We start from the raw sequence: 26980 nt of genomic DNA, 5'->3' as shown, positions 1-26980 counted from the left end.
AAGCTAGCGTATTTCGGAAATTATAGGAGTGGAACATAGATGAATCGTGAAGAAAGACTAAAAAGACGAGATCGTATTCGCAACTTTTCCATTATTGCGCATATCGATCACGGCAAATCGACACTTGCTGACCGCATTCTCGAGAAGACAGGTGCACTATCTGAGCGCGAGATGAAAGAGCAAGCGCTCGATTCGATGGAGTTAGAGCGCGAGCGCGGCATTACGATTAAATTAAATGCCGTCCAGCTTCATTACAAAGCGAAAGATGGTAACGATTACATTCTACATTTAATTGACACACCGGGACACGTCGACTTTACGTACGAAGTATCTCGTAGTTTAGCGGCGTGTGAAGGGGCAATTTTAGTCGTTGACGCAGCGCAAGGCATTGAGGCGCAAACGCTTGCGAACGTATATTTGGCGATCGACAATAACTTGGAAATTTTACCTGTTATTAATAAAATTGATTTACCAAGTGCCGATCCTGAACGTGTTCGTCAAGAAATTGAAGATGTCATCGGTCTTGACGCATCCGAAGCTGTGTTGGCATCAGCCAAAGTCGGCATCGGGATCGACGAAATTTTAGAGCAAATCGTTCAAAAAATTCCTGCTCCATCCGGAGATCCAGATGCACCGCTTAAAGCACTTATTTTCGACTCGCTTTACGATCCGTATCGAGGGGTTGTCGCATACATTCGCGTAGTCGAAGGAACAGTAAAAGCTGGTCAAAAAATTAAAATGATGGCGACAGGAAAAGAGTTTGAAGTCGTTGAAGTGGGCGTATTTACGCCGAAAGCGAAAGTCGTTGACGAGTTGACCGTTGGTGATGTTGGATATTTAACCGCATCGATTAAAAACGTAAGCGATACGCGCGTCGGGGATACGATTACGCACGCAGACAATCCAGCAAGCGAGCCGCTTCCGGGGTATCGCCGTTTAAATCCGATGGTGTTTTGCGGTTTGTATCCAATCGATACAGCGCGCTATAACGATTTGCGTGAGGCGTTAGAAAAGCTGCAATTAAACGATGCGGCGTTGCAGTTTGAGCCGGAAACGTCACAAGCGCTTGGCTTCGGTTTCCGTTGCGGTTTCTTAGGACTTTTGCATATGGAAATTATTCAAGAGCGTTTAGAACGTGAATTTAACATTGACATTATTGCAACAGCGCCAAGCGTTGTATATAAAGTATATTTGACAGATGGAACAGAACTCGCCGTCGATAATCCATCCAACATGCCAGATCCACAAAAAATTGAACGTGTGGAAGAACCGTATGTACGTGCGACAATTATGGTGCCAAACGATTACGTCGGTCCTGTTATGGAACTATGTCAAAAGAAACGCGGTATTTTCGGTGATATGCAATATTTAGACGAGCGACGTGTGACGTTGACGTACGAATTACCACTTGCTGAAATCGTATACGATTTCTTCGATATTTTAAAATCGAGCACAAAAGGATACGCATCGTTTGACTATGAATTGATCGGTTATAAGCCGTCTAAGCTAGTGAAGATGGATATTTTATTAAACGGTGAAAAAGTTGACGCCTTGTCGTTTATCGTTCATCGCGATTCAGCATACGACCGTGGAAAAGTGATTGTTGAAAAATTAAAAGACTTAATTCCACGCCAACAGTTTGAAGTTCCTGTTCAGGCAGCGATCGGCAATAAAATTATTGCACGTTCAACGATTAAGGCGTTGCGTAAAAATGTATTAGCGAAATGTTACGGTGGGGACATTTCTCGTAAGCGTAAGTTGCTTGAAAAGCAAAAAGAAGGTAAAAAGCGCATGAAGCAAGTTGGCTCTGTTGAAGTGCCGCAAGAAGCATTTATGGCTGTACTAAAGATGGACGATCAAAAATAAACCGCAGAACCATTCTGCGGTTTTTTGTATAGAAAAGGGTGAAACAAGTGATTCAAGCAGCATATATTCATATTCCGTTTTGTACGCACATTTGTCATTATTGTGATTTCAATAAAGTGTTTTTACACCAGCAACCGGTCGATGCGTACATTGAAGCATTAATCATCGAAATGGAGCGGACGTTTGAACGTTTTCCGACCTCGCAATTACAAACGGTGTTTATCGGTGGTGGTACACCGACGTCGCTTACTGCTAAACAACTTGATCGATTATTGAGCGCCATTCATCGCACAGTTCCGCTCGCTTCGAATGTTGAGTTTACCGTAGAGGCGAATCCGGATGGAGTAAGCGATGAACAGTTGTATGTGCTCAAGCAATGGGGAGTCAATCGCCTTAGCTTCGGGGTACAAACGTTTGATAATGAACTGCTACGACACATTGGACGTACACATACGAAGGAAACAGCAATCGAAACAATTGAACGGGCGAACGAACTCGGTTTTCATAATATAAATATCGATTTAATGTACGGATTACCGACACAAACCATCGACCAACTGAAAGAAACGTTACACATAACGTTTTCATTACCCATTCAACACGTTTCTGCCTACTCGTTAATTATTGAGCCGAAAACGGTTTTTTATAACTTAATGAAAAAGCAGGCGTTACGATTGCCGAGTCAAGAAGAAGAAGCACAGATGTATGAAATCATTATGGAACAAATGGAACAACGCGGATATAAACAGTACGAACTAAGCAATTATGCCCAAAACGGATTTAACAGCCGCCATAATATGACATATTGGAATAACGAGTACTACTACGGATTTGGTGCGGGAGCGCATAGTTATATGAACGGCGTAAGGTACGTAAACGCCGGACCGATTAAAAAATATATCCAACTCATTGAACGAGGTCAATTTCCTTATATCAATACACATGTTGTGTCAAAAGAGGAACAAATGGAAGAGCATATGTTTCTCGGGTTACGAAAAAGCGAAGGAGTAAATAAAGATGAATTTTTTCGACGATATGGAAAAACGGTGCATGACGTCTTTGATGAAGCGATTGCTTTACAAAAACGAAACGGATTGCTTGAAGAGACAGAAGAAGCGATTGTTTTGACGCATCGTGGCAAATTGCTTGGAAACGAAGTATTTCAGTCGTTTCTCGGCGTTTCATCTTGACACGACAAGCTCAATTTGATACCTTAATAGTAGATTTAGCACTCGCTTTATTAGAGTGCTAACAGAGGTGATGAGCATTGCTATCCGATCGCCAATTGCTAATTTTAAAAGTGATTGTTGATGAGTTTATTCGTTCAGGGCATCCTGTTGGTTCGCGAACGTTATCGAAGAAGGAGGATATTACGTTTAGCTCGGCGACGATTCGCAATGAAATGGCGGATTTAGAGGAGCTTGGGTTTATTGAAAAAACACATATCTCCTCTGGTCGCGTCCCGTCTCAAAAAGGATATCGTTATTATGTTGACCATTTATTGCCGCCAGTTCGGTTAACACAAAAGGATGTGCAAACGATTCAGTCGATTTTTCATGAACAAATATACGAATTAGAAAAGCTTATTCAAAAGTCGGCGCAAATTTTATCAGACTTAACGAACTATACGACGGTTGTGCTCGGTCCTTCAGTAAAAGAACATAAGTTAAAAACGATTCAAATTATTCCGCTCAATGCGGAAACGGCTGTCGCGATTATTGTGACCGATACAGGTTATGTTGAAAAACATGTTGTGACGCTCCCGCCATCTATTCCACCATCAGATGTTGAAAAGATGGTAAACATTTTAAATGAACGGTTGACGGGTGTCCCTTTAGAAGATTTGACAGATAAAATTCAAACGGAAGTTGCGCGCGTTCTTCGCGAACACATCCAAAGCTATGACCACATGTTGCGCATGATTTCGTTTTCTTTAGATTTAAATGCGCCCGCGCAAATGTTTTTAAGCGGAAAGATGAACATGCTTCGTCAGCCGGAATTTAGCGACATCGACAAACTTCGTGCTTTATTTAACATCATTGAACAAGAAAAAGAGTTTTATCGTTTACTAAGAAAGCATAACCAACAAGGTATCCAGGTGAAAATCGGTACCGAAAACGATGTCGAAGGGATGGAAAACTGCAGTTTAATTACAGCGACATATTCCGTCGGTGGGGAGAAACTTGGCACAATCGCTGTGCTTGGCCCAACCCGTATGGAATATTCGCGCGTCATTTCGCTGCTAAACCTTGTTGCAACGGATTTGTCGAAGGCGTTAACGATGTGGTATCAAAAATATTAGCGATGTCAATATTATGGATGGGGAATTTCCCCATCCGCTTTTCGAGTGTTTAAGGGAGGTGAGAAGATGGAGAAAGAACAGCGTACATATGATGAAACGATTGAACAACATGAGGATGCACAAAGCGAGCAAGCATCAGAAGAGCAAGTGGAAAATGAAGAAACACAACAAGAAGAAAAAGATGAGTTAGCGCTTGCTTATGAAAAAATTGCGCAACTCGAAGCGAAGTTGGCAGAAACAGAAAATCGTTTCCTTCGTTTACATGCTGATTTTGACAACTATCGTCGCCGTGTGCGTTTAGATATGGAAGCGGCTGAAAAATATCGCGCGCAAAGCTTAGTTTCTGATTTGTTGCCGATTTTAGACAACTTTGAACGCGCATTACAAGTGCAAGTCGAAGATGAAAAAGCAAAATCGTTACTGCAAGGAATGGAAATGGTTTATCGTTCGTTAATCGAAGCGCTGAAAAAAGAAGGCGTCGAAGCGATTGAATCGGTTGGAAAACCGTTCGATCCGCATGTGCACCAAGCGGTGATGCAAGTCGACGATCAAAACTATGAACCAAACACAGTTGTGGAAGAGTTTCAAAAAGGTTACAAACTAAAAGATCGTGTTATTCGTCCAGCAATGGTCAAAGTAAATCAATAAGGAGGGATTATGTGATGAGCAAAATTATCGGTATTGACTTAGGTACAACAAACTCTTGCGTTGCTGTATTAGAAGGCGGTGAACCAAAAGTTATTCCAAACCCAGAGGGAGGTCGTACGACACCATCTGTCGTTGCGTTTAAAAACGGTGAGCGTTTAGTTGGTGAAGTCGCAAAGCGTCAAGCGATTACAAACCCAAATACAATCATTTCAATTAAACGACATATGGGTACAGATTATAAAGTGCAAATCGAAGGAAAAGAATATACGCCACAACAAATTTCTGCGATGATTTTACAATACTTAAAATCATACGCAGAAGCGTATTTAGGTGAACCGGTTACACGTGCCGTTATTACTGTTCCGGCTTATTTTAACGATGCGCAACGTCAAGCAACAAAAGATGCGGGCCGCATCGCAGGCTTAGAAGTCGAGCGTATCATTAACGAGCCGACAGCGGCAGCATTAGCGTACGGATTAGATAAAATGGATGAAGATCAAACGATTCTCGTATACGACCTTGGTGGCGGTACGTTTGACGTCTCCATTCTTGAGCTAGGTGACGGTGTATTCGAAGTAAAAGCTACTGCTGGTGACAACCATCTTGGTGGTGACGATTTTGACCAAGTTATCATCGACTATTTAGTTGAAGAATTTAAAAAAGAACACGGCATCGATTTATCGAAAGACAAAATGGCATTGCAGCGCTTAAAAGATGCAGCGGAAAAAGCGAAAAAAGAACTTTCTGGCGTGATGCAAACGCAAATTTCATTGCCTTTTATTAGCGCAAACGAAAACGGTCCACTTCACTTAGAAATGACGTTGACGCGCGCAAAATTTGAAGAATTATCTGCACACTTAGTTGAACGCACGATGGGTCCTGTTCGTCAAGCGCTAAAAGACGCTGGATTGACGCCTGCGGACATCGATAAAGTTATTCTTGTCGGTGGTTCAACGCGCATTCCAGCTGTTCAAGAAGCAATTAAAAAAGAAATCGGAAAAGAGCCGCATAAAGGCGTAAACCCAGATGAAGTCGTTGCGATTGGTGCAGCGATCCAAGGTGGCGTCATTGCTGGTGACGTGAAAGACGTTGTGTTGTTAGACGTGACACCACTTTCACTCGGTATCGAAACGATGGGTGGCGTCTTTACAAAATTAATTGAACGTAACACGACAATTCCAACAAGCAAATCGCAAATTTTCACAACGGCAGCGGACAATCAAACAGCGGTAGACATTCACGTTTTACAAGGTGAACGCCCAATGGCTGCCGACAACAAAACGCTCGGTCGCTTCCAATTGACAGACATTCCACCAGCTCCGCGCGGTGTGCCGCAAATTGAAGTAACGTTTGACATTGATGCAAACGGTATTGTACACGTGCGTGCGAAAGATTTAGGTACAAATAAAGAACAATCGATTACAATTAAATCTTCTTCTGGCTTATCTGAAGAAGAAATTCAACGCATGATTAAAGAAGCAGAAGAAAATGCAGAAGCAGACCGGAAGCGGAAAGAAGAAGTGGAACTTCGCAATGAAGCAGATCATCTCATTTTCACAACAGAAAAAACATTAAAAGAATTGGAAGGAAAAGTAGACGAAGCGGATGTGAAGAAAGCGCAAGAAGCAAAAGATGCGTTAAAAGCAGCGCTTGAAGGAAAAGATATTGAAGACATTCGTGCGAAGAAAAATGCGCTACAAGAAGTTGTCCAACAGCTTTCAATTAAGCTATACGAGCAAGCAGCTAAACAAGCGCAAGCTCAACAAAGCGAAGGCAAAAAAGACGATAACGTCGTCGATGCAGAATTTGAAGAAGTGAAAGAAGATAAGTAAACAAACGAAAAAGTCAAAGTCAGGCCTGCCTTGGCTTTGGCTTTTTTGCTATGGAAACATGAAATATATTGCGCAATAAGATGAGACAATGATAAAATTACGTTCATGTGAACGAGTCGGGAGTGGGTGATCATGAGTAAACGAGACTACTATGAAGTGCTCGGTGTGAGTAAAAACGCAACAAAGGAAGAAATTAAAAAAGCATATCGAAAGTTATCGAAACAGTATCATCCAGATATTAATAAAGCGCCCGATGCAGCAGAAAAGTTCAAAGAAATAAAAGAAGCATACGAAGTGTTAAGCGATGACCAAAAGCGCGCGCACTACGATCAGTTCGGCCATACCGATCCGAACCAACAGTTTGGCGGATTTGGTGGCGCTGATTTTGACTTTGGTGGATTCGGTGGCTTTGAAGATATTTTTAGTAGCTTTTTTGGTGGAGGGCGCCGACGTGATCCGAACGCGCCACGTGCAGGGGCAGATTTGCAATATACGATGCGTTTGAAGTTTGAAGAAGCAGTTTTTGGAAAGGAAACAAATATTGAAATTCCACGTGAAGAAACGTGCGATACGTGCCACGGTTCTGGGGCGAAACCAGGAACGAAAAAAGAAACGTGCGCACATTGTCACGGTACAGGACAATTAACGATTGAACAAGCGACGCCGTTTGGTCGCATCGTAAACCGCCGCGTTTGTCATTATTGTGGCGGTACAGGACAGTTTATTAAAGAAAAATGTACAACGTGCCATGGAACAGGTCGTGTGAAAAAACGAAAAAAAATTCATGTCAAAATTCCAGCTGGTGTCGATGATGGCCAACAATTGCGTTTAGCAGGTCAAGGTGAGCCAGGAATAAACGGTGGACCATCAGGAGACTTGTACATCGTTTTCCACGTTGAACCACATGAGTTTTTCGAACGGGATGGCGATGACATTTATTGCGAAATGCCAATTACGTTTACACAAGCCGCGCTCGGAGCGGATATTGAAGTGCCAACGTTGTACGGTAAAGTGAAGTTGAAAATTCCAGCTGGTACGCAAACAGGTACAAAATTCCGTTTGAAAGGAAAAGGAGTACCGAATGTGCATGGGTACGGAAAAGGAGATCAACACATTCGCGTTCGTGTTGTCACACCAACGAAATTAACGGAACGTCAAAAACAATTGTTGCGTGAATTTGAACAACTCAGTCAAGGGAATGGCCAAGAAGACAGCTTTTTTGCGAAAGTGAAGCGAGCATTTAAAGGGGAGTAACGTGAAGGAGGAGTTGGTAGATCATGAAATGGTCAGAAATAAGCATTCATACAACACACGAAGCGGTTGAGGCAATTTCGAATATTTTACACGAAGCGGGTGCTGGTGGTGTCGTCATTGAAGATCCGTTTGAACTAACGAAAGAACGAGAAACGACTTACGGGGAAATCTACCAACTCAATCCTGACGATTACCCCGAAGAAGGCGTCATTATTAAAGCATATTTACCGGTGAATAGTTTTTTAGGTGAAACGGTCGAAGAAATTAAACAAGCGATTAATAACTTAATGTTATATAACATCGATATTGGACGAAATAAAATTACAATTAGCGAAGTGAATGAAGAGGAATGGGCAACAGCGTGGAAAAAGTATTACAATCCGGTCAAAATTTCTGAGCGATTTACGATCGTTCCGACATGGGAAACGTATGAACCGGTTTCAAGCGATGAATTAATTATTGAATTAGATCCGGGCATGGCGTTCGGTACAGGCACGCATCCGACAACAGTCATGTGTATTCAAGCGCTTGAAAAAACAGTGAAAAAAGGGGATGTAGTGGTTGATGTCGGTACGGGATCAGGCATTTTAAGCATTGCGGCTGCGATGTTAGGGGCAAAGCGTGTCCATGCGCTCGATTTAGATCCAGTTGCGGTAGAAAGTGCAAAATTGAACGTGAAGTTAAATAAAGTGCACGATGTTGTCACCGTTTCGCAAAACAATTTACTTGATCGAATCGATGAACAAGCAGATGTTATCGTAGCAAACATTTTAGCTGAAATTATTCTTCGTTTTGTCGACGATGCGTATCGTCTGTTGCGTTCAGATGGTGTGTTTATTACATCAGGTATCATTCGAACGAAAAAACAAGAAGTGAAGGAAGGGCTTCTTCGTGCTGGTTTTACCATTGAAGAAACGTTAACTATGGAAGACTGGGTTGCGTTTATTGCGAAAAAACAATAAAAAGGGTGTTCGTGTTGCAACGGTATTTTGTACGTAACGAGCAAATCGTTGGCGATCACGTCATGATTTCTGGCGATGACGTCCATCATATCGGACGGGTGATGCGCATGAATGAAGGGGATCGCTTTCTTTGTTGTAATGAACGTAGTGAAACGATGCTTTGTGAGATCGAACAAATTTCCAATGATTTTGTTCGCTGCCGTATTATACAATGGATAGAGGCAAACGTTGAACTTCCTGTACACGTATATGTCGCAAGCGGATTGCTAAAAGGAGATAAATACGAACTCGTTTTACAAAAAGGAACAGAGCTTGGAGCAAAAGGGTTTCTTCCGCTTATCACCTCTCGTTCGATCGTGAAATGGGACGAGAAAAAAGGGGATAAAAAAGTGGAACGTTGGCAAAAAATCGTGAAAGAAGCGGCTGAACAGTCGCACAGAGCTTACATGCCATCTGTTTGTGCTCCGATGACGATTCGTGAACTTATTGCATGGGCGCGCGACATCAATTATAAATATATTGCGTATGAAGAAGAGGCGAAAGAAGGACGTCACCGTTCGTTTGCTCATCTTCTTCAAACGATGAGCAAGGAGGACTCTCTCCTCATCGTTTTTGGACCAGAAGGAGGCCTCTCTGAACAAGAGGTGGCGTTATTAAAAGAACATGGATTCGTCGCATGCAGTCTTGGGCCACGTATTTTACGGGCAGAGACAGCGCCATTATATGCATTATCCGCTGTATCTTATGAATGGGAACTTAGGTGAGGTGATCTACATGCCAACGGTTGCATTTCATACGTTAGGATGCAAAGTGAATCATTACGAAACAGAAGCGATTTGGCAGTTATTTAAACAAGCAGGATACGAGCGAAAAGACTTTGAAAGCCACGCCGATGTATACGTTATTAATACGTGTACAGTAACGAATACAGGCGATAAAAAAAGCCGTCAAGTCATTCGTCGCGCGGTGCGCCGCAATCCTGATGCAGTCGTTTGTGTAACGGGCTGTTATGCGCAAACGTCTCCAGCGGAAGTTATGGCGATTCCTGGTGTCGATATCGTCATCGGGACACAAGATCGCAGCAAAATTTTAGAGTACATTGAGCAGTTTAAACAACAACGCCAGCCGATTAACGGTGTGCGCAATATTATGAAAACGCGTGTATATGAAGAGCTTGATGTGCCTGCATTTACCGATCGAACGCGGGCGTCGCTAAAAATTCAAGAAGGGTGCAATAACTTTTGTACGTTTTGCATTATTCCATGGGCGCGCGGTTTAATGCGCTCGCGCGATCCGAAAGAAGTTATTCGTCAGGCGCAACAACTCGTTGACGCGGGATATAAAGAAATTGTATTGACGGGCATTCATACAGGCGGATATGGAGAAGATATGAAAGATTACAATTTCGCCATGTTGTTGCGCGATATTGATGAGCAAGTAAAAGGATTAAAACGTTTGCGCATTTCATCGATTGAAGCGAGCCAAATTACAGATGAAGTGATCGACGTATTGAGACAATCGGATAAAATCGTCCGTCATTTACACATTCCGTTGCAATCTGGTTCAAACGCGGTGTTAAAGCGAATGCGCCGCAAATATACAACTGAATTTTTTGCGGAGAGACTAGCTCGTTTACGTGAAGTATTTCCAGACTTAGCTGTAACATCAGATGTAATCGTCGGTTTCCCTGGGGAGACGGAAGAAGAATTTATGGAAACATATGAATTTATTCGCGAGCAACGCTTCTCCGAACTGCATGTCTTTCCATACTCAAAACGGACAGGCACACCAGCCGCAAGAATGCCAGATCAAGTCGATGAAGAAGTGAAAAACGAGCGCGTGCATCGTTTAATTGCACTTTCCGATCAGCTAGCGAAAGAGTACGCATCAAAGTTTGAAGGACAAGTGCTTGAAGTCATTCCAGAAGAGCTTTATAAAGAAGATCCAACGAGCGGATTATATGTCGGTTATACGGATAACTATTTAAAAGTGAAATTCCCAGCAACAGAAGAAATGGTCGGTCAACTCGTGAAAGTGAAAATTACAAAAGCAGGCTATCCATATAACGAAGGGGAATTTGTTCGTGTCATTGACGATGCTCATGAAGCCATTCGGCTAAGCTCATAAAAAGAAGTTGACTTATGAGCTTGGTTATATTATACTTTGAAAGTACATGTTTTAACATGTACCAAGGATTAGCGGTTTTGTTCGGAGGGAGGGAAGTAGGATGTCAAAAACGATCGTTCGTAAAAACGAGTCGCTTGAAGATGCTCTTCGTCGCTTCAAACGTGCGGTTTCAAAAACAGGTACGTTGCAAGAAGCAAGAAAGCGCGAATTCTATGAAAAGCCAAGCGTAAGACGTAAGAAAAAGTCTGAAGCGGCTAGAAAGCGCAAATATTAAAAGAGGGTGTATTTATGAGTCTTCTCGAACGTTTGAACAATGATATGAAGCAAGCGATGAAAAACAAAGAGAAGGACAAATTATCGGTCATTCGCATGGTGAAATCCGCTTTACAAAATGAAGCGATTAAACTTGGCAAAACGTTGACCGAGGATGAAGAATTAACCGTACTTTCTCGCGAATTAAAACAGCGTAAAGACTCCCTCCAAGAATTTGAAAAAGCTGGTCGCACAGACCTTGTTGATAAAGTCAAGGAAGAAATTACGGTTCTTGAACTTTACATGCCGAAGCAGTTGAGCGAAGAAGAGCTTGTGCAAATCGTAAAAGAAACGATTGCCGAAGTCGGTGCTTCCTCAAAAGCGGATATAGGTAAAGTGATGGGAGCGATCATGCCGAAAGTGAAAGGAAAAGCTGACGGCTCGCTCGTGAACAAACTTGTTCAACAACATTTAAGCTAAAAACACCTTACGAGTTCGTAAGGTGTTTTTTCATTTTTGAAACTTTTTTTCTTTTCATCCGTACTAAAAATGAAGGGAGGAAAAAGGATGGCCGGTTTCATTATTGCTTTTACGCATCCGTTTCTTGCTGCGCTTTTACTCATCGCCGGCAGCGTGTTGTTTGTTTGGCAACTATACGATGCACGTTGGGGATGGAAAGGAACTGTAAGCCTCATTTGCTTTTTGCTTTTTTTCTCATCGCATTTAGCGGCTGGTTTAACAACTTTCGGAGCGATCATGTTATTTACTATTGGTCTTATTTTGTTAGTCATTGAGCTGTTTGTGCCAGGTGGCGTCATTGGTTTTCTCGGGCTCGGTACGCTCGTGTGGAGTTTATTTTTGGCAGCAAAACATTCCCCATTTGTTACGATGTCGTTAGCAGTAGCCATTGTGGGTGCGCTTATGATGGGATTATGGCTTAGCCGAGTAAGCAAAAAGAAGATGGCGCTTTTTGAAAAAATAGTGCTGACCGACGAACAGCGGAATGAAGAAGGATATGTGTCCCATGAGGCACGTATGGATTTAGTCGGGAAACGCGGAGTGGCCATCACTGTATTGCGGCCAGCAGGAACAGCGCTCATTGATGGCGAACGTGTAGATGTTGTCACAGAAGGAGAATATATTGAACGACATCGACCAATTGAAGTTATTCATGTAGATGGGTTAAAAGTCGTCGTTCGAGAATGTAAAAAAGAGGAGGAAGTCGTATGACACCAGATCAATTTTTATTTATTATCGCTATTGCTTTAGGGCTTGTGTTATTAGCTGTATTCTTTTCGTTCGTTCCAGTTATGCTTTGGATTTCCGCGCTTGCTTCTGGTGTGCCTATTAGTATTTTTACGCTTATTGGGATGCGTTTACGCCGCGTCATTCCATCACGTGTCATTAATCCACTAATTAAGGCAAAAAAAGCAGGGCTTGATGTCACGACTAACCAGTTAGAAAGCCACTATTTAGCCGGAGGAAATGTTGACCGTGTCGTTAACGCTTTAATCGCTGCACAGCGAGCGAATATTAATTTAACGTTTGAACGTTGTGCGGCAATCGATTTAGCAGGACGAAATGTATTAGAAGCGGTACAAATGAGCGTCAATCCAAAAGTCATTGAAACGCCGTTTATTTCTGGCGTGGCGATGGACGGCATTGAAGTGAAGGCGAAAGCACGTATTACCGTGAGAGCTAATATTGATCGGTTAGTCGGTGGCGCAGGGGAAGAGACGATTATTGCTCGCGTCGGGGAAGGTATTGTATCAACGATCGGGTCCCAACATGACCATAAAAAAGTGCTTGAAAATCCAGATATGATTTCACAAACTGTTTTAGCAAAAGGGTTAGACTCAGGAACGGCGTTTGAGATTTTATCGATCGATATTGCAGATATTGATATTGGGAAAAATATTGGTGCAGAATTGCAAACAGACCAAGCGGAAGCGGACAAAAAGATTGCACAAGCGAAAGCGGAAGAGCGTCGGGCGATGGCAGTTGCACTTGAACAAGAAATGAAAGCACGCGTGCAAGAAATGCAGGCGAAAGTCGTGGAGGCCGAAGCGCAAGTGCCGCTTGCGATGGCAGAAGCACTCCGTTCGGGTAAGCTTGGTGTCATGGATTACATGAACTTAAAAAACATTATGGCGGACACGAATATGCGTGATTCGATTGGGAAACTTACACAAAACCCAGATGAGGAAAAAAGGTGAGGAATAAATGATGACGCTCATCGATTGGCTTCTTGATAACATATTTGTCGTGTTTATTTTAGGAGCGTTTATTTCTTGGATTGGAAAACGCATCAAAACTGTGGAGGAAACAGTTGAACGAACACAACAGCAAGAACAAAAAACAACGGTCGTTGTGACAGAAGTAGAACCGAAAGTGACGACGCGTCCAGTTAAGAAGGTGCAAGAGCAAATGACTGTATCACAGCCAGCAGAAGAGCAACATAAAAAGACGAAACAATTGCCGACACATCCGCTCGTGCAAGGTGTGATCTTTTCAGAGGTACTCGGTCCGCCGCGCGCAAAGCGTCCGTACGGTAGAAAATAAGTGCTATAACCCCCATTTCGCTCATACATATGAGATGAAAGGGGGTTTTGTTTATGATCGGAAAATGGAAAAACAAAATGCGACAATGGTTAACAAATCAAATGGAGCTGCCTGCGGACGTTGTCGCTGACCTCCCCCGCATTACGATGATTGGGCATATTCATATTTACATAGAAAACCATCGCGGTTTACTTCTGTTTACAGATCGCGAATTACGCTTGTTGTTAAAAAATGGTCAGCTACTTGTTAAAGGGGAATCGTTTAGCATTAAAACGATTTTGCCAGAAGAAATTTTGCTCGAAGGGAAAATTAGTCAAGTATTATATTTAGAAGAATAGGGGGGGCGGGTGTGAAAAACGAGTGGATGTATCGAATGTCAGGCAACTTGCGCATACGTATTGTTGGAAAAGGATTAGAACGGTTATTAAATGAATTTACACGCCGAGGGATATACGTATGGAACGTGAGGCGAGAGGGGGAACATTCGCTCACGTGTTATATACTTCTTCGCGATATTCGCCACGTGCGAGTAGTGATGCGTAAAAGTGGTTGTAAGCTATATGTGCTTGAACGGCATGGGGCACCGTTTTGGTTGAAAGCGTCATGGAAAAATAGCGGTATCGTTGTCGGACTAGTTGCTTTTATATGCATCATTTTTTTATTGTCTAATATGATTTGGCGCATTGAAATCACAGGAGCAAATCCAGAAGTAGAACATACGGTGAGGCAACAATTAAAAAAGATGGGGGTTGAACGTGGTGCGCTACAGTTCGTGATTCCGAGTCCCGAAACGATCCAGCGTACGTTAATGAATATGGACGCGGTAACATGGATTGGTGTTGAATGGCGTGGAACAACGCTATATTGCCGAGTCGTTGAAAAAAAGCAACCGACAGAAACGAAATCGAATCCCCCCCAACATCTTGTTGCAAAGAAAAAAGCGGTTATTACGTATATGTTTGTTGAGCAAGGGCAAGCAGTTGTAGAAATAAATGATCATGTCGTTCCGGGACAACTACTCGTTTCTGGATTTATTGGGAAAGAAGGACAAACAAAGATCGTGCCAGCGCGCGGTCAAATTTTAGGTGAGACGTGGTACAAGTCTACAGTCGTCGTTCCGATGAAAACAGAACTTTATATGTTGACAGGGAAAAAACGCGAAACACATTACGTTCATTTTTGGTCGTGGAAAATCCCGTTTTTTTGGAATCATAAAGAGAAATTTTCAACATTTGAAAAACAAGTCGATGAAAAAACGTTTCGTTTCTTGACATGGACGTTACCGATTCGCTATGAAAAAGTAGTGTGGCACGAAAAAGAAATCGCTGTTCGTGAATATTCATACGATCAAGCAAGGAAAGTGGCGAAACAAATCGCGCGTGAACAGTTAAAGCGACAGCTGCCTTCGGATGCGACCATTCAAGGTGAAAAAGTTTTGCATGTGACGAAGGAGAATGGTAAAGTAAAAGTAGAAATGCATTACCAAGTCATTGAAAACATTGCGACACCACAACCAATTATTCAAGGAGATTGAGGAATGTCGGAACAGTTTGTCACGATTTACCCTAACGTACAAAATACAGATGAAGCGCTTGCTTTATTTGGTACGCACGATGTTCATTTAAAGCGCATTGAGCAGGAGCTCGGTGTTTCAATTGTGACGCGCGGAGAAGCGATAAGCGTGTCAGGAAGCAAGCAACATGTTGAGCTTGTTGATGAATTGCTTCGCCATTTGTTACTTGTTATTCGTAAAGGTATTGTGATTAGCGAGCGAGATGTGCTTTATGCACTACAAATGGCGAAAAACGGAACAATTTCTTACTTCGTTGAACTGTACAACGAAGAAATTGGAAAAAACGCGAAAGGAAAAGCGATTCGTGTCAAAACGCTCGGTCAGCGTCAATACGTATCAGCTATCCAGCGCCACGACTTAATTTTTGGCATCGGACCAGCAGGAACAGGAAAGACGTATTTAGCGGTTGTGATGGCTGTACAGGCATTGAAAAACGGACAAGTCAAACGCATTATTTTGACGCGTCCGGCTGTGGAAGCGGGCGAAAATTTAGGCTTTTTGCCGGGAGATTTAAAAGAAAAAGTGGATCCGTATTTACGTCCGCTTTACGATGCGCTTCATGACGTGCTCGGTCATGAGCATACACAACGATTAATTGAACGCGGTGCCATTGAAATTGCTCCGCTTGCCTATATGCGCGGTAGAACGTTAGATGATGCGTTCGTCATTTTAGACGAGGCGCAAAATACAACACCTTCGCAAATGAAAATGTTTTTAACACGTCTTGGTTTTGGTTCGAAAATGGTCATTACCGGCGATATTTCGCAAGTCGATTTACCAAAAGGTGTTCGTTCTGGGCTTATGATTGCAAAAGATATCTTAACGAATGTAAACGGAATTTCATTCGTCTTTTTGGAGCAAGCTGATGTTGTACGCCATCCGCTTGTCGGCAAAATTATCGCCGCATATGAAGATGCAGGAATGTAAATGCGACCCGCACTCATGTGGGTCCTTTTTGCACTTTAACGGAGAGAGGGAAGAATATGTTAATTATTGACTTTATGGATGAAACGAATGAAATAACAGAACAACAAATCGAGCTTATTGAACAGTTATTACAACATGCTGCAAAGGAAGAACATGTGCCAGATGGGGCAGAAGTAAGCGTCACATTTGTGGATAATGAAAAAATTCGCGAAATTAATCGCGATTATCGCGGAAAAGATCAGCCGACCGATGTTATTTCGTTCGCCCTTGAGGAGATGGGTGAAGAAGAAATTGAAATTGTCGGTATAGATGTACCACCTGTGCTTGGAGATATTATTATTTCCGTTCCAAAAGCGCGTGAGCAGGCAGAACAATACGGTCATTCGTTTATGCGCGAACTCGGTTTTCTAGCTGTACACGGTTTTTTACATTTACTCGGTTACGATCATGAAACGGAAGAAGAAGAGAAAGTAATGTTTGCAAAACAAGAGCAATTATTACAACAGTTCGGCTTAACGAGATGATCGATTGTGCGTTGGAAACGATTTGTCACTAGCGTATGGTATGCTTTAAATGGGGTTCGTCTTGCGGTTTGTTATGAGCGAAATATGCGCATTCATCTCGTAGCCGCGATTATCGTGATCGTCGCTGCAGCGGTATTTCGCGTTTCGAAAATGGAATGGCTTGTGTTGCTGATAACGATCGGTATCGTTATCAGCCTGGAAATTGTCAATAGCGCAATAGAACGGGCGGTCGATTTAGTGACGGATGAGTATCGACCATTGGCAAAGGAAGCAAAAGACTTAGCAGCTGGTGCCGTACTTGTCTTTGCTTTTCTTTCTATCATCATTGGCATTTCCATTTTTTGCCTTATTTGCATGTATTTTTTAAAAATTCTTTACATTTTCATAAATAGTAGTGAAATCGCGCTCATATTTTGGTAAAATAAAAATCAAGCATAACTTTATGCGATGGAGGTTTTTATGATTCAGGAAGGATATAAATCAGGATTCGTAGCAATTATCGGACGACCAAATGTAGGGAAATCTACATTTTTAAATCGCGTCATCGGGCAAAAAATTGCGATTATGAGCGATAAACCGCAAACGACGCGCAATAAAATTCAAGGTGTATACACAACAGATGACGCACAAATCATTTTCATTGATACGCCAGGCATTCATAAGCCGAAACATAAGCTTGGCGACTTTATGGTGAAAGTAGCGCAAAGCGCGTTGCAAGAAGTTGATTTAATTTTATTTATGGTGAATGCTGTAGAAGGGATCGGCCGCGGTGACGAGTTTATTATTGAACGTTTAAAACAAGTACAAACGCCAGTGTTTTTAGTCATTAATAAAATTGATGAAGTGCATCCTGATGATCTATTACCGCTGATTGAGCAATATCGCTCACTCCATTCGTTTGCCGAAGTCATTCCTATTTCAGCGTTGCAAGGAAATAACGTAGAAACGTTGTTGCAGCAAATTAAAAACTACTTACCTGAAGGACCGCAGTATTATCCTGCGCATCAAGTGACAGATCACCCGGAGCGATTTATTATCGCCGAATTTATTCGTGAAAAAGCGCTCCATTTAACGCGCGAAGAAGTACCACATTCCATTGCAGTTGTCATCGATTCGATTGAACGTCGGGAAAATAGCGATACCGTATATGTGGCGGCGACAATTATCGTTGAACGTGATTCGCAAAAGGGAATTATTATTGGCAAACGCGGTCAAATGTTAAAGGAAATCGGTCAACGTGCACGTGCTGATATCGAAGCGCTACTCGGTTCGAAAGTGTTTTTAGAGTTGTGGGTGAAGGTACAAAAAGATTGGCGTAATAAAATGGCACATTTGCGAGACCTTGGCTATCGTGAAGATGAATATTAATGCTGTAAAATTTTAAATAACATTGTGACAGCGACAAACGGACAAACTACAAGTGAGCTGCTCAATCACCGTCAACTAACGAGAGAAAGGTGTGGTTCGATGCTCGATTTTACGTGGAAGCTATTTAGTCAAACAGGAAATATTGACACGTATCTTTTGTTTAAGGAGCTAGAACGCGAAACGAAAGAGCAGGCGAGCGATTCTACGTATCATTTAAGTGAACGAGATTACCACGTCCTGTAACTTTGGAAGGTTATGTTGTATGTTTGAAAAATGCGAAGGAATTGTCATTCGAACAATTGACTATGGAGAGACGAATAAAATCGTCACAATATTTACGCGCGAATGGGGGAAGGTTGCTGCGATGGCACGTGGAGCAAAAAAGCCGAGCAGCCGCCTTTCTTCTGTCACGCAAATATTTACATACGGTATATTTTTAATTCAAAAAAGTCGCGGGGTTGGAAGCTTGCATCAAGGGGAATTGCTTTCAACGATGCGCTATATACGTGAAGATATTTTTTTAACAGCATACGCTTCATACATTGTCGAATTGACGGATAAAGCAACGGAAGAAAGACGCCCGAATCCATATTTATTTGAACTTCTTTTACAAACGCTCACATATATGAACGAAGGACTCGATGCGGAAGTGTTGACGTATATATACGAGATGAAGCTGCTTCCGGCATTCGGGCTATATCCGAAGTTAGACGGCTGTGCCATTTGCGGAGAAAAAGAAGGGACGTTTGCTTTTTCGATTGCACAAGGAGGATTTTTGTGTCACCGCTGTTTTGAGCACGATCCACACCGCATTCCGATGACCCCATCGGTTTTAAAATTACTTCGCCTTTTTTACTACGTTGATTTGTCTCGCATCGGTCAAATCGCTGTCAAATCGGAAACGAAACAACAAATAAAAACGATTATTTCAGCTTATTACGACGAATATTCGGGCCTTTCGCTGAAGACGAAACGTTTTTTACAGCAACTACATACGTTGGACGGTAAAAGCGGACAAATATAACGTTGTCCGCTTCCCACTTTTGTTTGCAAAATACGAAGATGAATTATAATATGATGTTATAATGTAGCCTATTGTAAGGTGGTGAGCGACAATCGAACTCAATAAACGTCAAGAACAAATTTTGCAAATCGTCAAAGATCACGGCCCAATTACTGGGGAGCATATCGCTGAAAAGCTCAACTTAACACGTGCGACGTTACGTCCGGATTTAGCGATTTTAACGATGGCAGGGTATTTAGAAGCGAGACCTCGTGTTGGCTATTTTTATACAGGAAAAACAGGGACACAGTTGCTTGCTGATAAAATTAAGAAAATGAAGGTGAGCGACTATCAATCCATTCCGGTTGTCATTCATGAAAACATGAGCGTTTATGATGCGATTGTTACGATGTTTTTAGAAGATGTCGGAACGTTGTTTGTTGTGGATGAAGAGTCGCTGCTTGTCGGTGTGCTATCCCGAAAAGATTTGCTGCGCGCCAGCATCGGAAAACAAGAGTTGACGTCTATTCCTGTCAATATCATTATGACGCGAATGCCGAATATTACATTTTGTGGAAAAGATGATTTATTGATTGATGTTGCCCAAAAACTAATTGAAAAACAAATTGATGCGATGCCAGTCGTTAAAAAAGTCGACAAAGGGTATGAAGTCATTGGACGTATTACAAAAACAAACATGACAAAGGTGCTTGTCGCGTTAGCAAAAGAAGACGTGCTTTAAAGGGGGAAAAATATGAGTCAAATCGTATATGTCGTATCCGATTCAGCAGGGGAGACGGCCGAACTCGTTGTGAAAGCAGCAGCGAGCCAGTTTCAAGGAGCGCTCGTTCAATTTCGTCGTGTTCCGTACGTAGAAGATGTTGGAACGCTATCAGAGGTTGTCGCTTTAGCAAAAATGAACCGAGGAATTATCGTCTTTACATTAGTTATACCCGAGATGCGTCAATTTTTATTAGCGGAGGCAGCACGTGAAGGAGTTCCTGTATACGATATTATTGGACCGCTCATTGAACAAATGGAACAACTATTTCAAATGGCACCACGTTGTGAACCAGGTCCTGTTCGTGTATTAGATGAAGACTATTTCCGAAAAATTGAAGCGATCGAATTTGCGGTAAAATATGATGATGGACGTGATCCTCGTGGCATTTTGCGAGCTGATATCGTTTTAATTGGGGTATCGCGCACCTCGAAAACACCACTATCGCAATATTTAGCCCATAAACGTTTTAAAGTCGCGAACGTGCCGATCGTTCCAGAAGTCGATCCGCCTGAAGAACTATTTCAAGTTTCGCCTAAAAAATGTTTCGGTCTAAAAATTAGTCCAGAAAAGTTAAATGAAATTCGCCGAGAGCGTTTGAAATCACTTGGATTAGATGATCGTGCCATTTACGCAAACATTGACCGAATTAAAGAAGAGTTGCAATATTTTGATGAAATTGTAAAGAAAATTGGTTGTGAAGTTATCGATGTAACAAACAAAGCCGTTGAAGAAACAGCGAATGTCATTATAAATATTATGCGCAAAAGAGAAAAATAAACAAGTGAAGCACAGTCACAACGTGTGATATGTGCTTTTCCTTTTTATAAAAACATTTGTATAGCCAACTAACGTTTTTTATATTATAATAAAAAATTGTGATAAAACAGGTTTAGACTGAACATAGGACGAATAAACTATTTATAGCTAATTGTCAAGTGACAATGCATCGGGATTTTCGACAATATTTTTTCTTAAAAAGAAGGATTGTTTCGCGCGATGGAGAATAAAAACATACAAAACCGTTGGGACAAAGCCACACGTTTTGTCGAAATATGTTTGGAGTTGTTGAAATATGGGACAACGCATTCCTGAAGAAACGGTTGAGCACATCCGTCGCTCAGTCGATATTGTAGACATCGTTCAACAGTATGTCTCACTAAAAAAGCAAGGGCGCAACTACTTTGGGTTATGTCCTTTCCACGGAGAGAAAACACCTTCTTTTTCCGTTTCACCTGAAAAGCAAATTTACCATTGTTTCGGTTGTGGGGCAGGTGGAAATGTGTTTTCATTTTTGATGGAAATTGAAGGGGTTTCTTTTATCGAAGCTGTCAAACGGCTAGCACCACGAGCAAATGTTGATTTGTCGCACGTCGTTGATGATCATTTGCCAACTGAGCGAACAGAAACAGCTACGATGATTGCTGCGCACGAGTTGCTAAAAAAGTTTTATCATCATTTGCTTATGCATACAAATGAAGGAGAAGAAGCATTAAATTATTTGCTTCAAAGAGGCTTTACCCGCGAAATCATTGAACAGTTTGAGATTGGCTACGCTTTGCCAGCTTGGAATGCGGCTGTCACATTTTTAACAAATAAAGGTTTTTCGCTTCCCCTTATGGAAAGGGCAGGGTTAATTGTAAAAAAGTCAGGCGAGGACTCATACTTTGATCGTTTTCGACACCGCATTATGTTTCCGATTCACAATCATCACGGAGAGACGGTTGCTTTCTCAGGAAGGGCGATCGGAAACGAAGAGCCGAAATACTTAAACAGTCCTGAAACACTTATTTTCAACAAACGCAACATCTTATATCACTTCCATGAGGCACGGTTACCGATGCGCCAAAAGCAGCAAGTGGTGTTATTTGAAGGATTTGCGGATGTCATTGCTGCTGTGCAAGCTGGCATTTCCCATGCGGTAGCAACGATGGGAACAGCCTTATCAGAAGAACAGGCACGCATGCTTCGGCGCAATGCTTCATCTGTCATTGTGTGCTACGATGGTGATCGAGCTGGAATAGATGCTGCGCTTCGGGCTTCCGAGACGCTTACGGAAGCTGGTTGTTATGTTAAGGTAGCGATGATACCAGACGGGCTCGATCCTGATGAGTACGTGCGCAAATATGGTGCTGACCGCTTTCGTCATCATGTGCTTGACGCGAGCTTATCGCTTACCGCATTTAAGCTAGAATATTTGAAGCGCGGACGTCATTTGCAAAATGAAAGTGAACGGCTTCGTTATATTGAAGAAGCAGTCAGAGAAATTAGTCGCTTATCTAATGCTGTCGAAGCCGATTATTATTTGCGACAACTAGCGGATGAGTTTTCGATCTCTCTCGATGCGTTACGGGAACAAATGATGATTCATGGAAAGAAACAGCAAATAGAACGTAAACAAGAGCGCCGTGAAACAGTCATCTTACCTGCGAAGGCGAAATTGCTACCAGCTTTTCAAAAAGCGGAGCGAATGTTAATTGCCCATATGTTGCGCGACAAATCGATCGCATTTACGGTACAAGAGGCGATCGAAGGCGCGTTCAACATCGAGGAGCATCGCGCTATTGCTGCTTATGTATATGCGTTTTACGAAGAAGGACACGAACCCGATGTGAGCTCGTTGCTTGAACGCATTCATGATTCGCAGCTAAAACGCATTGTCACGGAATTGTCGATGATGCCAATTAACGAAAATATTTCATCGGCTGAGTTACAAGATTACCTCCAATGCGTGCTCAATTATCCGAAAGAGCAGTTGCTTAAACAAAAAGAAGCAGAACTGCGTGAAGCTGAACGTCAAAAAGATTATGAGCGCGCGAAACGTATTGCTAGCGAAATGATTGCGATGCGAAAGTCTTTGTATTTTGGAAGGAGGGGAATAAATGGCTGAAAAGTCAACACATTCCGATTTAACGTTAGAACAAGTAAAAGAACAATTAGTTGAACTAGGTAAAAAACGTGGTGTTCTTACCTATGAAGAAATTGCCGAGCGATTATCCCCGTTTGATCTCGATTCCGATCAAATGGATGAATATTATGAGTATTTAAATGAGCAAGGGATCGAAGTTGTCGGTGAATCTGATCTAGATGATACGGATTTAGATGACCCGGACTTCGATGATTTAAAAGACGAAGAGTTCGATTTAAACGATTTAAGCGTTCCGCCTGGTGTAAAAATTAATGACCCTGTTCGTATGTATTTAAAAGAAATTGGTCGCGTTCCGTTATTGTCGGCAGAGGAAGAAATTGAGTTAGCAAAACGCATTGAGCAAGGTGACGAAGAAGCCAAACGTCGCCTAGCTGAAGCAAACCTTCGCCTTGTTGTGAGCATTGCAAAACGTTATGTCGGTCGCGGTATGCTCTTTCTTGACTTAATTCAAGAAGGGAATATGGGTTTAATTAAAGCGGTCGAAAAATTTGATTACCGCAAAGGATATAAATTCAGCACATATGCAACATGGTGGATTCGCCAAGCAATTACGCGGGCGATTGCTGACCAAGCACGCACGATCCGTATTCCTGTTCATATGGTTGAGACAATTAATAAGCTTATTCGCGTTCAGCGCCAGCTTTTACAAGACTTAGGACGCGAGCCCTCTCCAGAAGAAATTGCAGAAGAGATGGATTTAACGCCAGAAAAGGTGCGCGAGATTTTAAAAATTGCTCAGGAACCTGTGTCGCTTGAAACGCCAATTGGTGAAGAAGATGATTCACATTTAGGCGATTTTATTGAAGACCAAGATGCGACATCTCCATCCGAACACGCCGCGTATGAACTATTGAAAGAACAGCTTGAAGACGTATTAGATACGCTAACAGATCGGGAAGAGAATGTGCTTCGTCTTCGCTTTGGTCTTGATGACGGACGTACGCGAACGCTCGAAGAAGTCGGAAAAGTGTTTGGCGTCACGCGCGAACGCATTCGTCAAATTGAAGCAAAAGCGTTGCGGAAACTGCGTCATCCAAGCCGAAGCAAACGTTTAAAAGACTTTTTAGAATAACCGTTTACAAGAAATAGTTTACTTCTTACAATGGAAGTAAGCTATTTCTTTATTTAGGAAGGAATGCGTATTCAATGGAACAAAAACGAAAAGAAATCATTATTAATGAAATTAAATATTGGAAACAAACGCGATTGCTACCGGAACAATATTGCGACTTTTTGCTTGCGTTGTATACGGAAGGAAATCGCGACGATATTGAACAGCCAGCGAGACAAGTGCCGACATGGGCGATTCGCGCAACCGCGGTGATGATCGGCATATGTTTACCGTTTGCTCTTCTTGTCATTTATTTTACTGAATTGTCGTTCGTTTTGCAAACGCTCATTTTGTCACTTTTTGTCATAATTTGTTTTATAGCTGTTCGTTTTTTTGTACAAAACAAAATGTTGACACATATTGCGCTTATTATTGGGGCTTTGTCGCTCCTCCTTTTTTCGATTCGATTGTGTGACGTTTACTTTTCAGGCAGTACGAGCGCATTAGCCGTTGCAGTTATGTTCAATTGTTTCGTCTGGTTATTGATTGGTTGGCGTTTCTCTCTTACGTATTTCATCATTTCCGGGATTGCTGGTATCATCCTTTTTATTTCTTCATTTTTCATTTAAAAAAATTACATACAGGGCTTTTCCTTTATGGGAATTTAAAGTACAATAAAATTGTTTGTAACGTTTTCATTTTGAAAAACATGCTTTATTACATAAGGGAGGGTAAAGTATGAATCGTAATCCATTAATCCCATTTGTACTTATTATGGTGATGGGAATTGGACTCATTTTCTTTCTGTCTGTGAAAGGCCTCGGAGATATGAAAGAGGTTGCGAAAGAGAAAGAAGGCGGCGCAAAGACAGAAGAGACAGCTGCTGCAGGTCCAGAAGATATTTACAAAAAAAGCTGTGTAGCATGTCACGGTGCTAACTATGAAGGTGGCGTTGGTCCATCATTAAAAGGTGTCGGGGATCGTTTATCTGTTGACCAAATTAAAGAAGTCATCACAAACGGTCGCGGAAGCATGCCAGGTGGATTAGTTCCTGCAGACCAAGCGGACGCAATGGCAAAATGGCTTTCTGAATTAAAATAAACGAAGCGAAAAAGTCCCTTTACTTCGGTGAAGGGATTTTTCGTTTTTTGCAAAACATGATAAACTGAAGAAAAAAGTGTGGGTGATGTTTGTGAACGAATTACAGCTATCTAAACGGTTACAAACGGTCGCGTCATTTATTCCAAAAGGGAGCGTACTGGCGGATATCGGATCAGACCATGCATATTTGCCGTGTTATGCGTATTTGCACGGATACATAACAAAAGCAATTGCGGGTGAAGTGGCAGATGGACCGTTTCGTTCTGCAAAGCAACAAGTCGAAAAGAGCGGGCTTTCTCACGTCATTTCCGTTCGCAAAGGAGACGGCCTACAAGTTGTAGCGCTTAATGAAGTAGATTGTATAACAATAGCCGGAATGGGAGGAACGCTCATCTCGAACATTTTAGAAAATGGAAAAGAGAAGTTAGAAGCTGTAAAACGTCTTATTTTACAGCCAAATGTCGGTGCACATATCGTAAGACAATGGCTACTAAATAACGAATGGGAATTAATTGATGAGCGCATCTTGGAAGAGGATGGGCAAATATACGAAGTGCTTGTTGCAGAACGTGGTGATCCTTATCGTCCGTACACCCAACTTCATGTGGAGCTGTTGCTCGGTCCGTTTTTATTGAAAGAGCGAAATGAAGTGTTTAGGAAAAAATGGGATATGGAAATGAAACATTGGCAGAATGTCATCGAGCAATTGAAGTATGCGAAAACGGACGAGGCGATCAAAAAGAAGCAACAATTTCTCGAAACATTGCAGATGGTAGAGGAGGCTTTAAAACGATGAAAACGCCAAACGGATATGAAATCATCCAGTTGTTTGAGCAGTTTGCTCCAAAACATTTAGCGATGGAAGGCGATAAAATCGGATTACAAATCGGTACGTTAAACAAGCCGATTCGCCGCATCATGATTACGTTAGATGTATTAGAACATGTAGTGGATGAAGCGATTGAACAGCACATTGATTTAATTATTGCGCATCATCCACCGATTTTTCGCCCGTTAAAACATATTGTGACCGATCAGCCGTATGGACGTATGATTGAAAAGTGTATTAAACATAATATTGCTATTTATGCTGCGCATACAAATTTAGATATTGCCAAAGGTGGTGTGAACGATTGGCTCGCTGAAGCATTGCAATTACAAAACGTAGATGTGCTCGTTCCAACATATGAAGAGCCGCTAAAAAAACTCGTCGTATATGTGCCACGCACACATGCAGATGCGGTGCGCAAAGCAATTGGCGATGCCGGTGCTGGACATATCGGAAATTATAGCCATTGTACATTCAATAGCGAAGGAATAGGCACGTTTTTACCAGAAGAGGGAGCAAATCCGTTTATTGGTCAACAAGGGAAGTTAGAAACGGTAGAAGAAGTACGCATCGAAACGATTGTTCCTGCACGTTTGCAACGAAAAGTCATTCAAGCGATGTTACAAGTTCATCCGTATGAAGAAGTAGCGTACGACGTATATCCGCTTGACAATAAAGGAACGACATATGGACTTGGTCGAATTGGGACATTAAGTGAAGAGATGACGTTACAGCAATTTGCACAACATGTGAAAACATCGTTGCGCGTGCCGACAGTTCGTGTCGTTGGGGAGTTAACAAATCGCGTTCGGAAAGTAGCTGTTATCGGTGGAGACGGAAATAAATATATTCATCAAGCAAAAATGAGCGGTGCTGATGTGTATGTAACAGGTGACTTATATTATCATGTCGCACATGATGCGTTAATGCTCGGTTTAAACGTCGTTGATCCTGGGCATCACGTCGAAAAGGTGATGAAAGAAGGAGTTGCAAACGTATTAAAAACGATGTGTGCACAACAAAAGTTTGATATCGATATATACGTATCGCAAGCCAATACAGAGCCGTTTACGTTCGTATAAAAAAGAG

30 protein-coding genes are annotated in these 26980 nt (G+C 42.0%); all 30 read left to right on the top strand.

Features of this window, described 5'->3' with window-relative positions; translation table 11 throughout:
- Positions 1-39 precede the first annotated feature (39 nt).
- The 30 genes from lepA (at position 40) to NST18_RS09665 (ending at position 26973) form a co-directional block, all read left to right on the top strand.
- Positions 40-1866 carry a translation elongation factor 4 gene (gene lepA, locus NST18_RS09810; RefSeq protein ID WP_004889450.1) on the top strand — a complete coding sequence of 609 codons (1827 nt, stop codon included), beginning with the start codon at positions 40-42 and terminating at the stop codon, positions 1864-1866.
- 47 nt (positions 1867-1913) lie between these two features.
- On the top strand, positions 1914-3056 hold the full coding sequence (hemW, locus tag NST18_RS09805; RefSeq protein WP_004889451.1) for a radical SAM family heme chaperone HemW: 1143 nt from the start codon (positions 1914-1916) through the stop codon (positions 3054-3056).
- Positions 3057-3133: 77 nt separating this feature from the next.
- Positions 3134-4168: a heat-inducible transcriptional repressor HrcA gene (gene hrcA, locus NST18_RS09800; RefSeq protein WP_064214128.1), complete on the top strand. Its 1035-nt coding sequence runs from the start codon at positions 3134-3136 to the stop codon at positions 4166-4168.
- 66 nt (positions 4169-4234) lie between these two features.
- Positions 4235-4816, top strand: coding sequence for a nucleotide exchange factor GrpE (grpE, locus tag NST18_RS09795; RefSeq protein WP_004889454.1), 582 nt, complete (start codon positions 4235-4237; stop codon positions 4814-4816).
- 14 nt (positions 4817-4830) lie between these two features.
- Positions 4831-6648 (top strand): molecular chaperone DnaK, encoded by a 1818-nt coding sequence (gene dnaK, locus NST18_RS09790; RefSeq protein WP_004889455.1) that lies wholly within the window; start codon positions 4831-4833, stop codon positions 6646-6648.
- A 132-nt stretch (positions 6649-6780) separates the two neighbouring features.
- A complete protein-coding gene (gene dnaJ / locus NST18_RS09785; RefSeq protein ID WP_004889456.1) occupies positions 6781-7902 on the top strand; it encodes a molecular chaperone DnaJ in 1122 nt (373 codons plus the stop codon).
- Positions 7903-7925: 23 nt separating this feature from the next.
- Positions 7926-8864 carry a 50S ribosomal protein L11 methyltransferase gene (prmA, locus tag NST18_RS09780; RefSeq protein WP_004889457.1) on the top strand — a complete coding sequence of 313 codons (939 nt, stop codon included), beginning with the start codon at positions 7926-7928 and terminating at the stop codon, positions 8862-8864.
- Positions 8865-8878: 14 nt separating this feature from the next.
- Positions 8879-9628: a 16S rRNA (uracil(1498)-N(3))-methyltransferase gene (locus tag NST18_RS09775; RefSeq protein ID WP_035018535.1), complete on the top strand. Its 750-nt coding sequence runs from the start codon at positions 8879-8881 to the stop codon at positions 9626-9628.
- Positions 9629-9638: 10 nt separating this feature from the next.
- Complete coding sequence (gene mtaB / locus NST18_RS09770) at positions 9639-10991, top strand: tRNA (N(6)-L-threonylcarbamoyladenosine(37)-C(2))-methylthiotransferase MtaB (protein WP_004889459.1); 1353 nt, start codon at positions 9639-9641, stop codon at positions 10989-10991.
- 100 nt (positions 10992-11091) lie between these two features.
- Positions 11092-11265: a 30S ribosomal protein S21 gene (gene rpsU / locus NST18_RS09765; protein ID WP_003393897.1), complete on the top strand. Its 174-nt coding sequence runs from the start codon at positions 11092-11094 to the stop codon at positions 11263-11265.
- A 14-nt stretch (positions 11266-11279) separates the two neighbouring features.
- On the top strand, positions 11280-11723 hold the full coding sequence (locus NST18_RS09760) for a GatB/YqeY domain-containing protein (protein WP_004889461.1): 444 nt from the start codon (positions 11280-11282) through the stop codon (positions 11721-11723).
- An 87-nt stretch (positions 11724-11810) separates the two neighbouring features.
- Positions 11811-12473: an NfeD family protein gene (locus NST18_RS09755; RefSeq protein WP_128356577.1), complete on the top strand. Its 663-nt coding sequence runs from the start codon at positions 11811-11813 to the stop codon at positions 12471-12473.
- Positions 12470-13459, top strand: coding sequence for a flotillin-like protein FloA (floA, locus tag NST18_RS09750; protein WP_004889466.1), 990 nt, complete (start codon positions 12470-12472; stop codon positions 13457-13459). Before NST18_RS09755 ends, floA begins: the two co-directional genes overlap by 4 nt.
- Positions 13460-13466: 7 nt before the next feature.
- Positions 13467-13805, top strand: a complete 339-nt coding sequence (locus tag NST18_RS09745; RefSeq protein ID WP_004889468.1) for a hypothetical protein — start codon at positions 13467-13469, stop codon at positions 13803-13805.
- A 53-nt stretch (positions 13806-13858) separates the two neighbouring features.
- Positions 13859-14143 (top strand): sporulation protein YqfC, encoded by a 285-nt coding sequence (gene yqfC, locus NST18_RS09740; RefSeq protein WP_004889469.1) that lies wholly within the window; start codon positions 13859-13861, stop codon positions 14141-14143.
- A gap of 11 nt (positions 14144-14154) precedes the next feature.
- Positions 14155-15339 (top strand): sporulation protein YqfD, encoded by a 1185-nt coding sequence (gene yqfD / locus NST18_RS09735; protein ID WP_004889470.1) that lies wholly within the window; start codon positions 14155-14157, stop codon positions 15337-15339.
- A 3-nt stretch (positions 15340-15342) separates the two neighbouring features.
- Positions 15343-16305 carry a PhoH family protein gene (locus tag NST18_RS09730; RefSeq protein ID WP_004889471.1) on the top strand — a complete coding sequence of 321 codons (963 nt, stop codon included), beginning with the start codon at positions 15343-15345 and terminating at the stop codon, positions 16303-16305.
- A 56-nt stretch (positions 16306-16361) separates the two neighbouring features.
- A complete protein-coding gene (gene ybeY, locus NST18_RS09725; RefSeq protein ID WP_004889474.1) occupies positions 16362-16829 on the top strand; it encodes an rRNA maturation RNase YbeY in 468 nt (155 codons plus the stop codon).
- Positions 16830-16835: 6 nt separating this feature from the next.
- Positions 16836-17249, top strand: a complete 414-nt coding sequence (locus tag NST18_RS09720; protein WP_338135793.1) for a diacylglycerol kinase family protein — start codon at positions 16836-16838, stop codon at positions 17247-17249.
- Between the two features lie 39 nt (positions 17250-17288).
- Positions 17289-18197 (top strand): GTPase Era, encoded by a 909-nt coding sequence (gene era, locus NST18_RS09715; protein WP_004889476.1) that lies wholly within the window; start codon positions 17289-17291, stop codon positions 18195-18197.
- Between the two features lie 99 nt (positions 18198-18296).
- Positions 18297-18440, top strand: a complete 144-nt coding sequence (locus NST18_RS09710) for a YqzL family protein (RefSeq protein WP_004889477.1) — start codon at positions 18297-18299, stop codon at positions 18438-18440.
- Between the two features lie 19 nt (positions 18441-18459).
- Positions 18460-19221, top strand: coding sequence for a DNA repair protein RecO (recO, locus tag NST18_RS09705; protein WP_004889478.1), 762 nt, complete (start codon positions 18460-18462; stop codon positions 19219-19221).
- A gap of 91 nt (positions 19222-19312) precedes the next feature.
- Positions 19313-19942 (top strand): helix-turn-helix transcriptional regulator, encoded by a 630-nt coding sequence (locus NST18_RS09700; RefSeq protein WP_192949096.1) that lies wholly within the window; start codon positions 19313-19315, stop codon positions 19940-19942.
- Between the two features lie 12 nt (positions 19943-19954).
- Complete coding sequence (locus NST18_RS09695; protein WP_004889481.1) at positions 19955-20761, top strand: pyruvate, water dikinase regulatory protein; 807 nt, start codon at positions 19955-19957, stop codon at positions 20759-20761.
- 295 nt (positions 20762-21056) lie between these two features.
- Positions 21057-22871, top strand: a complete 1815-nt coding sequence (dnaG, locus tag NST18_RS09690) for a DNA primase (RefSeq protein WP_004889482.1) — start codon at positions 21057-21059, stop codon at positions 22869-22871.
- Positions 22864-23982 carry an RNA polymerase sigma factor RpoD gene (gene rpoD, locus NST18_RS09685; RefSeq protein ID WP_004889483.1) on the top strand — a complete coding sequence of 373 codons (1119 nt, stop codon included), beginning with the start codon at positions 22864-22866 and terminating at the stop codon, positions 23980-23982. The genes dnaG and rpoD overlap by 8 nt, the downstream gene beginning before the upstream one ends.
- Before the next feature lie 74 nt (positions 23983-24056).
- Positions 24057-24590: a hypothetical protein gene (locus NST18_RS09680; RefSeq protein ID WP_339173476.1), complete on the top strand. Its 534-nt coding sequence runs from the start codon at positions 24057-24059 to the stop codon at positions 24588-24590.
- A gap of 109 nt (positions 24591-24699) precedes the next feature.
- On the top strand, positions 24700-25062 hold the full coding sequence (gene cccA / locus NST18_RS09675; protein WP_004889486.1) for a cytochrome c550: 363 nt from the start codon (positions 24700-24702) through the stop codon (positions 25060-25062).
- A gap of 85 nt (positions 25063-25147) precedes the next feature.
- Complete coding sequence (locus tag NST18_RS09670) at positions 25148-25858, top strand: tRNA (adenine(22)-N(1))-methyltransferase (protein WP_216366005.1); 711 nt, start codon at positions 25148-25150, stop codon at positions 25856-25858.
- Positions 25855-26973, top strand: a complete 1119-nt coding sequence (locus NST18_RS09665; RefSeq protein ID WP_340721394.1) for a Nif3-like dinuclear metal center hexameric protein — start codon at positions 25855-25857, stop codon at positions 26971-26973. Before NST18_RS09670 ends, NST18_RS09665 begins: the two co-directional genes overlap by 4 nt.
- Positions 26974-26980 lie beyond the last annotated feature (7 nt).

This window comes from Anoxybacillus sp. FSL W8-0104, assembly GCF_038004465.1.
GTDB classification, from domain to species: Bacteria; Bacillota; Bacilli; order Bacillales; family Anoxybacillaceae; genus Anoxybacillus; species Anoxybacillus flavithermus_G.
This window is presented reverse-complemented; position numbering and strand designations above follow the sequence as displayed.